14 protein-coding genes and 2 pseudogenes are annotated in these 11,251 nt (G+C 67.5%); 8 read left to right on the plus strand and 8 right to left on the minus strand.

Annotated features, from left to right (window positions below):
- Positions 1-35 precede the first annotated feature (35 nt).
- The 4 genes from traA (at position 36) to GGR23_RS22220 (ending at position 4,906) form a co-directional block, all read left to right on the plus strand.
- Positions 36-3,299 carry a Ti-type conjugative transfer relaxase TraA gene (traA, locus tag GGR23_RS22205; protein ID WP_183368506.1) on the plus strand — a complete coding sequence of 1,088 codons (3,264 nt, stop codon included), beginning with the start codon at positions 36-38 and terminating at the stop codon, positions 3,297-3,299.
- Between the two features lie 34 nt (positions 3,300-3,333).
- Entirely contained in the window at positions 3,334-3,705 is a 372-nt protein-coding gene (locus GGR23_RS22210) for a hypothetical protein (RefSeq protein WP_077189548.1), read from the plus strand.
- Positions 3,706-3,777: 72 nt separating this feature from the next.
- Entirely contained in the window at positions 3,778-3,999 is a 222-nt protein-coding gene (locus GGR23_RS22215; RefSeq protein ID WP_139352371.1) for a hypothetical protein, read from the plus strand.
- Positions 3,986-4,906, plus strand: coding sequence for a S1C family serine protease (locus GGR23_RS22220; RefSeq protein ID WP_139352372.1), 921 nt, complete (start codon positions 3,986-3,988; stop codon positions 4,904-4,906). The genes GGR23_RS22215 and GGR23_RS22220 overlap by 14 nt, the downstream gene beginning before the upstream one ends.
- Before the next feature lie 92 nt (positions 4,907-4,998).
- Here GGR23_RS22220 and GGR23_RS22225 read toward each other — a convergent pair whose 3' ends face one another.
- From GGR23_RS22225 to GGR23_RS22250, 6 genes are read right to left on the minus strand one after another with little or no spacing between them, the layout of a single operon-like run.
- Positions 4,999-5,364 carry a helix-turn-helix domain-containing protein gene (locus tag GGR23_RS22225; RefSeq protein ID WP_077189550.1) on the minus strand — a complete coding sequence of 122 codons (366 nt, stop codon included), beginning with the start codon at positions 5,362-5,364 and terminating at the stop codon, positions 4,999-5,001.
- Positions 5,361-5,537: a hypothetical protein gene (locus GGR23_RS22230; RefSeq protein ID WP_165926966.1), complete on the minus strand. Its 177-nt coding sequence runs from the start codon at positions 5,535-5,537 to the stop codon at positions 5,361-5,363. Before GGR23_RS22230 ends, GGR23_RS22225 begins: the two co-directional genes overlap by 4 nt.
- The gene (locus GGR23_RS22235; protein ID WP_183368507.1) at positions 5,534-5,947 is read right to left on the minus strand and encodes a very short patch repair endonuclease; all 414 of its coding nucleotides are present in this window, start codon (positions 5,945-5,947) and stop codon (positions 5,534-5,536) included. Before GGR23_RS22235 ends, GGR23_RS22230 begins: the two co-directional genes overlap by 4 nt.
- Complete coding sequence (locus GGR23_RS22240) at positions 5,944-6,873, minus strand: DUF4928 family protein (RefSeq protein ID WP_183368508.1); 930 nt, start codon at positions 6,871-6,873, stop codon at positions 5,944-5,946. The genes GGR23_RS22235 and GGR23_RS22240 overlap by 4 nt, the downstream gene beginning before the upstream one ends.
- Positions 6,873-8,021: a DNA cytosine methyltransferase gene (locus GGR23_RS22245; RefSeq protein WP_183368509.1), complete on the minus strand. Its 1,149-nt coding sequence runs from the start codon at positions 8,019-8,021 to the stop codon at positions 6,873-6,875. The genes GGR23_RS22240 and GGR23_RS22245 overlap by 1 nt, the downstream gene beginning before the upstream one ends.
- On the minus strand, positions 8,014-8,226 hold the full coding sequence (locus tag GGR23_RS22250) for a hypothetical protein (RefSeq protein ID WP_065628470.1): 213 nt from the start codon (positions 8,224-8,226) through the stop codon (positions 8,014-8,016). Before GGR23_RS22250 ends, GGR23_RS22245 begins: the two co-directional genes overlap by 8 nt.
- Positions 8,227-8,532: 306 nt before the next feature.
- On the opposite strand from GGR23_RS22250, the gene GGR23_RS22255 reads away from it, so the two are divergent.
- On the plus strand, positions 8,533-8,748 hold the full coding sequence (locus tag GGR23_RS22255; RefSeq protein WP_021561443.1) for an antitoxin MazE family protein: 216 nt from the start codon (positions 8,533-8,535) through the stop codon (positions 8,746-8,748).
- The gene (locus GGR23_RS22260; protein ID WP_021561444.1) at positions 8,748-9,068 is read left to right on the plus strand and encodes a type II toxin-antitoxin system PemK/MazF family toxin; all 321 of its coding nucleotides are present in this window, start codon (positions 8,748-8,750) and stop codon (positions 9,066-9,068) included. Before GGR23_RS22255 ends, GGR23_RS22260 begins: the two co-directional genes overlap by 1 nt.
- Before the next feature lie 153 nt (positions 9,069-9,221).
- On the opposite strand, the pseudogene GGR23_RS22265 reads toward GGR23_RS22260, so the two are convergent.
- Positions 9,222-9,407 (minus strand): annotated as a pseudogene (locus GGR23_RS22265) (IS5-like element ISCARN85 family transposase); the annotation flags it as partial.
- Positions 9,408-9,637: 230 nt separating this feature from the next.
- Here GGR23_RS22265 and GGR23_RS22270 point away from each other — a divergent pair.
- Positions 9,638-10,363, plus strand: coding sequence for an ankyrin repeat domain-containing protein (locus GGR23_RS22270; RefSeq protein ID WP_130104402.1), 726 nt, complete (start codon positions 9,638-9,640; stop codon positions 10,361-10,363).
- Between the two features lie 90 nt (positions 10,364-10,453).
- On the opposite strand, the gene GGR23_RS22275 is transcribed toward GGR23_RS22270, so the two are convergent.
- Positions 10,454-10,741 (minus strand): EAL domain-containing protein, encoded by a 288-nt coding sequence (locus GGR23_RS22275; RefSeq protein ID WP_130104401.1) that lies wholly within the window; start codon positions 10,739-10,741, stop codon positions 10,454-10,456.
- On the opposite strand from GGR23_RS22275, the pseudogene GGR23_RS22280 reads away from it, so the two are divergent.
- Positions 10,701-11,251 (plus strand): annotated as a pseudogene (locus GGR23_RS22280) (transposase); the annotation flags it as partial. The gene GGR23_RS22275 and the pseudogene GGR23_RS22280 sit on opposite strands and share 41 nt — an antisense overlap.

Consider the following 11,251-nt stretch of genomic DNA (forward strand, 5'->3'; position numbering starts at 1 on the left):
ACCCCTTTTTAGCGGCTAAAACGCCAAGGGAAGAAATGGCGATCTACCACCTGAACACGCACACGATAGGACGGGCGGCCGGGCATAGCGCCGTGGCCGCCGCCGCCTATCGTTCCGCGTCGTCTCTGGTAGATGAGCGCACCGGGGAAGCGTTCGACTTCACCCGGAAGGGCGGCGTCCTGTCGGCCGAGATCGTCACGCCCGCAGGCGTTCCGGTTCCCGAGCGCGCCGCCTTGTGGAATGCCGCCGAGGCCGCCGAGAAGCGCAAGGATGCGCGAGTGGCCCGCGAGTGGCGGGCGGCCCTGCCGCACGAGCTGAACGAAGCCGACCGGCGCGAGCTTGCAACGCGCATGGGGCAGGCTATCGCCGACCGCTACGGCGTGGCCGTGGATGTGTGCATCCACGCCCCGGACAGGGAAGGCGACGACCGCAATTTCCACGTTCACATGCTGGCGACCACGCGCACCATTGGCGCGGATGGAGCGCTAGGCGCTAAGGCCGTCATCGAGCTGGCGAACAAGGACAGGCAGAAGGCGGGCATTCCTGGCACCAGCCAGGGCGACATTACCGACATCCGCCGCGAGTGGGCGGAGCTGACAAACGAGGCATTGGAGCGGGCCGGAATCAGCGCCCGTATCGACCACCGCAGCTATGCGGATCAAGGCGTTGAGCTGACACCAACCAAGCACATCGGCAGCGACGCCGTGGCGATGGAGCGGCGCGGGCTGGACGCCGACCGCATCGGCATTCACAAAGCCGACCGGCAGGAGCAGGCGCGGCAGATTGCCGAGCGGCCGGAGATCATCCTAGACAAGATCACGGCGACGCAGGCCGTATTCACGCGCCGCGACATTGCCGCCGAGCTGAACCGCTACATTGACGACGCCGGGCAGTTCCAGGGCTTGCTTGCCAAGCTGGAAAACTCGCCGCTGCTGGTCGAGATGGAACCGGCGAACGGCCGCGATCCGGCGAAGTTCTCCACCCGCGAAATGATCGACACCGAGCGCGGCATGGTGGAGTGCGCCGAACGCCTGGCCCGCGCCGGGCGGCATGGCGTTTCCGGCCCGATCACGAACGCCGCGATTGATGGCGCGGGCACCCTGTCGGCCGAGCAGCAAAACGCCGTCCGGCACGTTCTCAAGCCGGGCAGCCTGGCCGTGGTCATCGGCGACGCCGGCACGGGCAAATCGTTCTCGATGAAGGTTGCACGCGAGGCATGGCAAGCGCAGGGCTTCAACGTGCGCGGCGCGGCCCTGGCAGGAAAGGCGGCCGACGAATTGCAGGCGGGCAGCGGCATCGAAAGCCGCACGCTCGCCAGCCTTGAATTTGCATGGAAAAACGGAAAGGACAAGCTCACTTCGCGCGATGTTCTCGTGATCGACGAGGCGGGCATGATCGGCAGCCGCCAGCTTGGCCGCGTGCTGAAAGCCGCCGAGCAGGCCGGGGCAAAAGTCGTCCTGCTGGGCGATGACAAGCAGCTTGCCGCCATCGAGGCCGGCGCGGCGTTTCGTGCCGTCGTGCAGCACGTCGGAGCGGCGGAAATTACCGAGGTGCGCCGGCAGAAACACGCCTGGATGCGCGAGGCCGGCCAGCAGCTTGCGCGCGGTTCCGTGGCCGATGGCCTGGCGGCCTACGCCGAACGCGGTCACGTCCAAATCCACGGCAGCCGGGAGGCGGCGCGCGATGCTTTGGCGGCGTCCTACGTGGCCGACCAGGGCAAGGGAAGCCAGATCATCCTTGCCCATTCCAATGCGGACGTTCAGGCGCTTAACCAGGCCGTGCGCGATGCCAGGAAGGAGCGCGGAGAGCTGGCCGGTTCCGCCCGGTTCATGACCGAGCGCGGCGGCCGCGAGTTCGCTGCCGGCGACCGCATCGTGTTCCTGAAAAACGACCGCGATCTAGGCGTGAAGAACGGCACCCTTGGCACTGTCGAGCGGGCCGAGGATGGCAGCCTGGCCGTGCGGCTGGACAGCGGCGAAGCGCGCCAGGTGCAGGCGTCCCAATATGCGGCCGTCGATCATGGTTACGCCGTCACGATTCACAAGGCCCAGGGCGTAACGGTTGATCGCGCCTACCTGCTGGCGACCCCCGGCATGGATAGGAGTCTGGCCTATGTCGGCATGACCCGGCACCGCGAGGCCGCGACCCTGTTTGCCGGGGCCGACGACTTCACCGACCGGCGGGCCGGGCGGCTGGTCGATCACGGCGCAGCGCCCTACGAGCACGACTCGAAAAACGGCCTGTCCTACTTCGCCACGCTGGAGAACGACAAGGGCGAACGGCACACCATTTGGGGCGTCGATCTTGAGCGCGCCATTGCCGCCAGCGGCGCGCAGCGCGGCGACCGCATCGGCCTGGAGCATGGCGGTTCGGAAACCGTGCGCCTGCCGGACGGCACCACGGCCGAGCGCAACACCTGGCACGTTCGCGGCGCGGCCGAGCTGGCCGCCGGCAAGCTGGCCCAGGTGCTGGGCCGCGAGCGGCCGAAGGAAAGCACGCTGGACTTTGCCGACCGGCGCGGCTTCGACGGCGAAAACGTCATGCGCCGCTGGCTCGAACGCGGCCGGGCCAAGGTGGCCGAGCTGGCCGGGAAGATGCAGCGCGCCATGCGCCGCAGCTTGGAGCGCCACGGCCGCCCCGACCTCATGCCCGCGACCGACATTGCCGGCCGTCCGGCCGTGCAGCGGCCGCAGCAGATCGAGCAGCCGGCAGCGCCGCAGCGGCCGCAGGCCGAGCGCACGGCCCCCGACCCGCTGGCCGGGTTCCGCGCCGGCGTCGAGCGCGCCGAGGCGGCCGGCGGCGGCCTGGCGCTGGACGTGGCGAAGGCACAGCTTGCCGTCGCCCAGGAGTTCCAGGCGGCCGGGAAAGACCCCCGGCACTACTCGGCCGCGATCATGCAGGAAGGCCAGCAGCGGGCCTTTGCGGGCCTAGCGCAGCCGTCCCAGGCCAAGGCCGAGCCGGAGCGCCCGGCGGCCGTCCAGGTCAGCGAGCAAGACCGCAAGCGGGCCGAGATGTACGCGAAGCGAGAGGCCGACCAGTTCAAGGCGCTGGCCGTGAAGCGGCAGGCGGGCTTTGCAGGCTACACCGACCGCAACCCGAGCGCCTGGCGCGAGCTGCCGCCCGAGCTGCGCGAGCGCATCGAGCGATTCAACGCCATGCCGAAGGAGCGCCAGGCCGTCGAGCTGAACAAGATGCAGCGCGAGCTTGCCGACAGGTATGCACGCGACCCGAAGGAGATCGAGCGCAGCCGGCAGCGGCAGCGCGAGCAGGAACGCGGCAACGGCGGTTTGAGCCGATGACGCGCCGTTTTCAACCAACCAGGAGCACGCACCAATGAGCACAGAACCGACGAACGAAGAGCTGGCCCGGGGCTACGCCAAGCAGATCGAGCAGGCCCAGGAGCGCCGCGAGGCGAAAGACCTTGAGCGGCTGGAACGCCACGGCCAGGCGGCCGCTCAGCAGTCCCAGGCCATCGAGGCCGAGCAGAAGCAAGGCCAGCAGGGCCAGGGCTTCGAGCTGGACGCCGGCCAGAAAGTCGAGCTGAACGAGATCAACGGCCAGCAGGCAAAGACGCTGGCAAAGGAATTGAACCGGGACAACGAGAACGGCGACCAGGTGAAGCAGGCCCGCGCCCGCGAGATCGCCGAACGGTTCAAGGAGAAGGCGGCGCGCGACCGGGAGCAGTCCCGCAGCTTTAGCCGCTGAAAGGCGGCGCCAGGGCGGCGGCAACCGGCCCAGGCGCCTAACCACAACCCCATCCGACAGAGGGATGAAATCATGGCTGAAACCAATGTTACCGGCGGCGCCCGCCGCGAGCTAACGAAATACCGCGTGACCTTCGCGGCCGCCGTCATCGGCCTGGCCGGGGCCGGCTGGATGTTCCAGGCGGCCTATGAGCAGCACATCAAGGTTTTGCAGATCGGCGACGACACCGGCCAGCGCCTGCAAATGCGCGGCCTCAACCACGACCAGGAGGGCGCGGAGTATGGGCAGCGTTGAATCCTGGCGGCGCGCTGCCCTGGCGGCCTACGTCCTGGCCGGTGCCGGCCTGGCCTCGGGCGGCTATGCCCTTGCCACCACGCAGGCGAACGTGAACGCCATCGCGGCCGCGCAGAAGCGTCTTGATGACGACGAGTGGAGCAAGCATCAGGCGCACGCCAAGACCGACAGCGCCCGCAGCGCCGCCGGCGAAGGCGTGGCGCTGGACGCCCGCCCCTACCCTGCCGCCGTCGATTGGTCGGCCGTGGCCGGCCAGGTGATGCCGTCCGTTGTCATGGTGGCCGTCATCGAGCGCGCCAAGGGCGACGGCAGCCGTAACCGGGCATGGCTTGTCCCTGGCGTTCAAACCAACCTGGCAACCGGACTGCTGACCCGCTATCGCGCTTGGCGGCACGAATGGGCGAAGGCCGACCAGGAACGCGAATGGGTGACGCTGGGCGCGGGCTTCCTTGTCGGCGACGGTCGCACGGCCCTGACGGCCGCGCACGTCCTGGCCGACATCGAGGGCGTGCGGGTGAAGCTGGCAAGCGGGGAATGGCGCAGCGCCCGCGTGGCGCGCATCGACCAGGTGCGCGACGTGGCCGCGCTGCTGATCGACGGCGAGCCGGGCCAGCCGGTGCGCGTGGCCCCTGCCCTGCCCCGTCAAGGCCAGGCCGTTGCCGCGATCGGCTCCCCGAAGGGCTTGGACTTCTCCATGAGCGCGGGCATTGTCAGCCGTTACGGCCAGGTCGGCGGTCTGATTGGCGCGGCGGGCATGTTGCAGATCGACGCGCCCATAGCGGGCGGCAACTCCGGCGGCGTTGTCGTCAATGGCCGGGGCGAGGCCGTGGGCCTTGTGAGCCACAGCGCCGGGCCATTCACCCAGGCCGTTCCCATCGGTCGCGCCTTGGCCGTGGCGGGCTTGTAGAGACAACCAGGAACAGCAAGGGCGGCCAAGTAGCCGCCCTTTTCGCGTCCGGGCCTGCATCGTCGGAACTGGCGATGCAGGCCCGCTCTCCCCTACTCTTCCAGACCGTGCATGGCCCGGGCCCGCGCCGCGACTTCGCGGGCGTGCTCGATATAGGCCGGGTCGGCCGTAGCTTCGGCGTCGGCCAGGAACGCGGCCAAGGCCTCGGCACTGGTCAGGCACTCGGCCGGGTCATAGGGCGTCAGCACTTCACGGCCGACCGCCGGCGCATCCACCCATTCGCGTTGCCCCGGCGGCAATGGATACTGGCCGGATGCTTCGGCTTCGGCCAGCAGCTCATCGAGCGTGCGGCGCACCTGGTCAGGCGTGATGGCGCGGGCCGGGTCGGCCTTCAATGCGTCATAGGCCGGGCCGGCCTTCTCATGCAGCCAGCTTTCCAGGTTTTTCGGGTCGGTCATCGGCGAGCCTCATCGAGCCAGGCCAGCGTTTCGGCGTCACGGGCGGCCACGCGGGCCACCAGCTCGCGCACCAGGACGGCTAGGCTCATGCCGTGCGCGGCCGCAACGGCGGCGGCTTCGGATTTCACGGCCGCAGGAACGGTGGCGCTGATGGTGGCGGTTTCGTTGCTCATGTCCTTCCCTTCTCTCGAATGCGAGCCGCCAGCGCGGCTAGGCGTTGCGGGTCTCGCGTTTCGCATTCCCAGACTACCAGGGCCGTCCAGCCGGCGGCGGCCAGCTCGGCCAGGTGGCGGGCGTCACGCGCCACGTTCCCATCCAGCTTCCGGTTCCAGTAGTCCGGGCGAGATTTCGGCCGGGCGGCTGCCTCGCAGCCGGGATGCTGATGCCAGAAACACCCATGCATGAACAGCGCAACGCGCCGGCTTGGAAACACCAGGTCAGGAACGCCGGGAAGGCGTCGATCATGGAGCCGGTAGCGCAGGCCTGCGGCGTGGAGGAAGCGCCGCACGATCATTTCCGGCCCCGTGTCGCGGGAACGCACAGCCCGCATGGTGTGGCTGCGCTGTTCCGGCGTCTCGCTCATTGGCGAAATTCGATTTTCAGGCTCGGGTCGGTTTCGACTTCTTCCACGATCTCGTTATAGCGCGTCACCACGTCGCCGACCGCGACGCGCCGGCCTTCGGCCGCGAACTTGCCCAGCTCGTAGAGGTTCAGGGCTACGAACTGTTCAACCTCGAAAACGTCGATGCGTTCGCCCAGGCCGGCATTCTCGGCCAGCCCTTCGGCAACCGTCAGCCCTCGCGCTGTCGTGACGATGATCGGCCGGTGGCCGTTGTCTATGTTGTCGCGGCAACGGCCAATGACCGCCTCGCCGGGCGCCGTGGTCACGTGGATAGCCACATCGCCAATGAAGAAATCCCCATTGCGGCCCGATTGGGCGTCAGACGTTGAAAAGCTGTTGTGCTCGAAGTTACCGACGCCCAGGGCGCAATCGAGCTTGGCCCCTACCAGGTGTTGCAGCACCGCGCCGGCATACTGCATCCCTGGCGTGTTGCGCTGCCGTTCTTCGGCTTGGGCGATCATGTCGCGCACCAGCGTTCGCAGGCTGCGCGAGGCGTCCAGGCGAATCTTGAAGGGCTTGGCCGAAAAGAACTCATGCACGCGCTCAATCCAGAACGCTTCCACGGCATCGAGATCGACCGCGCCGCCGCCGGCCAGGCCGTTGAGGAAGGCCACATATTCGCGCATGTTGCTGATGCTGCCGCGACTGGTGCGCCCGCCTTCAGCGGCTAAAACGCGGGTGATGCCGTGGCGGTTCAGAACCGCTTGCACCGCGCCACGGCCCAGGCCGAGAACCTGGCCGCCTGCTTCGGTCAGCAGCTCGTCCGGGTTGAGCGGCAGGCCCTTCCGGGCGTGCTGCGTGACGACCAGCGCAACGCACAGCGGGCCTTTGCGGTTGAATTTCCGATCTTTGTTGAAGTCCCGCAGGGCCGTTACCAAATCCGTCATTACGCTGCCTTCTTCTCGACCGCCAGGGCCGCCGCTAACAGCGGTTCTAGGATGTGTTCGGCCAGGAAGCGCACGACCGGCACGGCCACGCCATCGCCGGCCAGGTGATAAGCATCGTTGTAATTCTTGGGCAGCGCGTAGGTGTCCGGCAGGCCCATGAGGCGGGCCGCTTCACGCGGCGACAGTAGGCGCGAGCGAACGCGCTTGCCCTCGATCACCATGATGGTTTGCCGGCTTGAACCGCCGGTAGGCGTGCGCAGGCAACCGGCCACGTCATCGAAACGGATTTCAGCGCGTTGCACCTTCTCGCCGTTCGGGCCATCGGCGCGGGTGCGCTTGTAGATCGTGCCGACCTGGCGGCCGCCGGCTTTCTTGGCGGCCTCGACTTTCGCCAGGTTGAGCGGGTTCATCATGCCGAGCAGCTTCTTGGTTTCGGCGGCCGTGTGCCAGGTGACGCCGTGCGGCTCATCTTCCACCAGGTCGGCAAAGATCGACGTGCGGGCCGGCGGCGCCGGCAGGCGCCACCACTCCCAGGAGCTTTGCGCACGTTTGGAGAGCTTGCTGTAAGCCTCGACCAGCGCGGAAGGATGCCATTCCCCTTCCGGGCCGCTGGCGATCAGGGCGCGGGGAATCGGCGATGATTTGCGCACGCCGATGATGAACAGACGCGGGCGGGACTGCGGCAGGAAATGAACGGCGTTGATGACCACGGCGCCGAACCGATAGCCGTTGTTCGACAAGGCCGAGCTGATCGCGGCAAAGTCCTTGCCATCATGCGAGCTAAGGGCGCCGCACACGTTTTCCAGCACGACCAGGCGCGGCGCTCGATCTTCGTCGCCCAGGGCTTTGATGAGCTTCCAGAACGGCCAGAAGGTGCCGGAGCGGTCGCCCTTGAGGCCGGCACCGGCGCCGGCCAGGGAAAGGTCTTGGCAAGGGAACGAGGCCCAAGCCAGGTCAGCGCCGGCCGGTAGGTCGGCCGTGGTCAGCGCGGCCACGTCGCCGACGCGCAGATGATCGGCACCCCAATTCGCGGCATAGCTGGCCGCCTTCTTCGGGTCGAAGTCATTGGCGAGCAGGCATTGCCAGTCGGGGCCAAGGCCGGCGCGGGCCATGCCGCCGCCGGCGAAAAATTCATAGAAATTAGCCATTGGCTCCCCCTGCGCCTTGCGGGCGCGATGACGAAGCGAGACGCGCCAAGCGTTCCGTCACGGCTTCGGTAATCCAAGTATTGCGCGATACGCTGCCGGCCCTGCGCGAGCATTCGGCATCAATGGCTTCCAGCACCTCAGGAGAGAGGCGCAGATTGATGCGCTCCAGCGCACTAGAACGCGAATCTTTGCGGTCGGCTTTCATGGGCGCCATTGTGGCGCCATCGTGGCTCAGGGCCAAGAACTTTATTGTAAATGTCGCATATATCCTAATTTTTGCGACACGCCCCGCCTGTCATTTTCAGAAGACGACTGCACCAGTTCATGAGGCTGGCCGCCCCGTGTGCAGCCGACTTCTGACCGGGTCGTGTCAGCAGTCCTATGCACGAAACTCCAAGAAGGGCGGAAATTGCGCAGAACTTCCCTGCACGACGTTGCGGAACGGCTTGGCTTGCGCTATGGTTTCATGCGCAGTATCATGTAACCATACATGCAACCAATGGAGAGCACCATGCCATCAATTCACGAATCAAAGGTAGCCCGACACCGCGAACGGATGCGCGCGGCGGGGCTGCGGCCTGTGCAGTTTTGGGTGCCGGACACCCGTTCGCCTGAGTTCACGGCGCAAGTGCGCAAGCAATGCCAAAGCCTGAAGGGCGACCCAGCAGAAGCAGAGGTTTTGCGCTTCACCGAAGAGGCGGCATCGCACGTTGAGGGCTGGGAGTGATGCAGCGAGGCGACCTCGTGACGGTTTCATTGCAGGGTGACTACGGCAAACCACGACCAGCCCTGATCGTTCAATCAGACCTACTAACCGACTTGGAAAGCGTTGTGCTGTGCCCAGTGACAAGCGACCTGCGCAATGCCGCGTTTCGCGTCACCGTGGAACCGAATCCAGCTAACGGGCTGCGCGCACTATCGCAAGTTATGGTGGACAAGCTCTCGACGCTACCGCGCACCAAAATCAGTGAACCGTTTGGCCGCCTCGACGATGAGCGAATGAAAGCAATAGATAGGGCGCTCCTGTTGGTCGTTGGCGTTATTTGACCCGGTGCCGGAAAAATCTGGGATTCCGGCTTACTCGGTATCGCGCCGGAATTTTCGGCGGTTCCGGCTTAAGTCGGTTCGCTGTTCCATTGCGCCGGGATGGCGGCACATGCGCCGCCTTGTCCGTCAAACGATCATTAGGGCCTGTTAACACTATCGCAATGATTCGACGATCAGTGCGAAGTGGATGAAGGCCGCGAACATGACGTCGAGCTTGTCGAAGCGGCTGAAGATGCGGCGGAACCCTTTCAGACGGCGGAACAGGCGCTCGATTTCGTTGCGGCGCTTGTAGATCTCGGTGTTGTACGCCCATGGCTGGGCCCGCAGCGGATGCGGGGGCGCCGCACCGCCGAATACGTCGCCGCCAAGGCGGCGCGGCCGACCGAGCTGCACATGATCGGGCCGGTGATCGAGGCGCTGGAGACGCAGCAGCCCTGGAACCGCTGATGCGGCCCTGGCTTGCGCTTGCCGTTTCCATCGCAGCCCCTCTCCCGCTTGCGGGAGAGGGGTCGGGGTGAGGGCCCGCTGTCGCGCTTGGCACATCCCCCCGCACCGCGCACAATTCCGGCATGCGCGCCGTCCTGATCCTGCTGCTTGCGATGATCGGCGCGACCGCCTGCCGAGCCGGAGACCGCGTGGACGCGAGCGAGACCTTTTCCGATCCGAAGGCGGCCGAACTCGCGGCCGCGGTCGCCGAGGGCGACGCCGCGCGCGTGCGCGCGCTGGTGCGGCAGGGCGCGGATCCGAACGCGCGCGGCGCGCGCGGCGTGACCCTGCTGCAGTTCGCGATGCTCGCGCAAAGCCCGCGCGGCTTCACGGCGCTGCTCGAGGCCGGCGCCCATCCGGCGCGTCCGGGCCTGGGCGGCAGCACCGCGGTGCACGGTGCGGCGCTCGCCGACGACACCGCCTATCTCGACGCGCTGATCGCGCACCGCGCCGACCTCGACGCGCCGCACGCCGAAACCGGCGCCAGCGCGCTCGCCGAGGCCACCGGCGCGCGCACCCGGGCGCAGTTCGCGCGCCTGCTCGAAGCCGGCGCCGACCCCAACCGCGCCGACCGCATGGGCAACACCCCGCTGCACCAGGCGGCCAAGCTCAACGACGCCGCGCAGGTGCTGGCCCTGCTCGAAGCCGGCGCCGACCCGCGCGCGCGCAACCGGCAGGGCGCGACGTTCCAGACGTACCTGTTCAAGACCCCCGACGACCGCCTCACCGCGCAGGCGCGCGCCGAACGCGCGCAGGTCGTCGCCTGGCTGCAGGCGCACGGCATCGAACGCGAGGCAGTGGCGCCGTAGCAAGTCGCCGGTTCGTCCGCAAGCGACGCAAGGAGCCGTTGTTCGTCGATGTCCCTTGCGGGCCTTGCGGACGGTGCCCGCCCGTCCGGCTCAACCCGCGGCCAGCCGCGCGCGCAGCGTCTCGGCCTCCAGCGCCGGCGCGAACAGGTAGCCCTGCGCGCCGTCGATGCCGCACTCGCGCAGGCAGGCGCACTGGCGCTCGTGCTCGACGCCCTCGGCGACCACCTCGATGCCGAGCGTGCGCGCGAGCGCGGCGACGGCGTGCACGATGGCGAGGTCGTGGCGGTCCTCGGGCAGGCCGGCGACGAAGGCGCGGTCGAGCTTGATCGCGTCGACTGCCCCCACCTCTGCGCAACTGACGCAGCTCGCCAACATCATCGCGCATCGCGTGTGCCGGCACCTGTCGCGCCGCGGCTGGCTCGAAGGCGAAGACGAATCCGTGTTCCTGTCCGACAGCGCGGGTAGCGACGACGGCATGGATGGGCTGCGGATGAGTTCGATGACCTACCGCATCGCCACCGGTCGCGACGCTGGCCGCAAGGTCGTCACGCTGCAAACATTGCCCGGTGACGCAGGCTCGCTGGAGGGCGATGCCGGCAAGGTCGGTGGCTTCTCGCTGCATGCCGGCGTGGCCGCGGAAGCACACGAAAGCCACAAGCTCGAAAAGCTGTGCCGCTACATCACGCGCCCGGCGATCAGCGAGCAGCGGCTGTCGATCTCACCGCAGGGTAGGGTGCGGTATCAGCTCAAGACGCCGTGGCGAAATGGGACCACGCATGTCGAATGGGATGCGGTGGACTTCATCGCCAAGCTGGCGGCACTGGTCCCGCCACCTCGCGCGCATCTCACCCGCTTCCACGGCGTATTCGCCCCGAATGCAAACCTGCG

The sequence above is a fragment of the Gellertiella hungarica genome (assembly GCF_014197145.1).
In the GTDB taxonomy this organism is placed as follows: domain Bacteria; phylum Pseudomonadota; class Alphaproteobacteria; order Rhizobiales; family Rhizobiaceae; genus Gellertiella; species Gellertiella hungarica.

Bases quoted from the DNA above. Each gene is read 5' to 3' on its own strand.
- traA (WP_183368506.1), top strand. From the start codon at position 36: ATGGCGATCTACCACCTGAACACGCACACGATAGGACGGGCGGCCGGG.
- GGR23_RS22210 (WP_077189548.1), top strand. From the start codon at position 3,334: ATGAGCACAGAACCGACGAACGAAGAGCTGGCCCGGGGCTACGCCAAG.
- GGR23_RS22215 (WP_139352371.1), top strand. From the start codon at position 3,778: ATGGCTGAAACCAATGTTACCGGCGGCGCCCGCCGCGAGCTAACGAAA.
- GGR23_RS22220 (WP_139352372.1), top strand. From the start codon at position 3,986: ATGGGCAGCGTTGAATCCTGGCGGCGCGCTGCCCTGGCGGCCTACGTC.
- GGR23_RS22225 (WP_077189550.1), bottom strand. From the start codon at position 5,364: ATGACCGACCCGAAAAACCTGGAAAGCTGGCTGCATGAGAAGGCCGGC.
- GGR23_RS22230 (WP_165926966.1), bottom strand. From the start codon at position 5,537: ATGAGCAACGAAACCGCCACCATCAGCGCCACCGTTCCTGCGGCCGTG.
- GGR23_RS22235 (WP_183368507.1), bottom strand. From the start codon at position 5,947: ATGAGCGAGACGCCGGAACAGCGCAGCCACACCATGCGGGCTGTGCGT.
- GGR23_RS22240 (WP_183368508.1), bottom strand. From the start codon at position 6,873: ATGACGGATTTGGTAACGGCCCTGCGGGACTTCAACAAAGATCGGAAA.
- GGR23_RS22245 (WP_183368509.1), bottom strand. From the start codon at position 8,021: ATGGCTAATTTCTATGAATTTTTCGCCGGCGGCGGCATGGCCCGCGCC.
- GGR23_RS22250 (WP_065628470.1), bottom strand. From the start codon at position 8,226: ATGAAAGCCGACCGCAAAGATTCGCGTTCTAGTGCGCTGGAGCGCATC.
- GGR23_RS22255 (WP_021561443.1), top strand. From the start codon at position 8,533: ATGCCATCAATTCACGAATCAAAGGTAGCCCGACACCGCGAACGGATG.
- GGR23_RS22260 (WP_021561444.1), top strand. From the start codon at position 8,748: ATGCAGCGAGGCGACCTCGTGACGGTTTCATTGCAGGGTGACTACGGC.
- GGR23_RS22270 (WP_130104402.1), top strand. From the start codon at position 9,638: ATGCGCGCCGTCCTGATCCTGCTGCTTGCGATGATCGGCGCGACCGCC.
- GGR23_RS22275 (WP_130104401.1), bottom strand. From the start codon at position 10,741: ATGATGTTGGCGAGCTGCGTCAGTTGCGCAGAGGTGGGGGCAGTCGAC.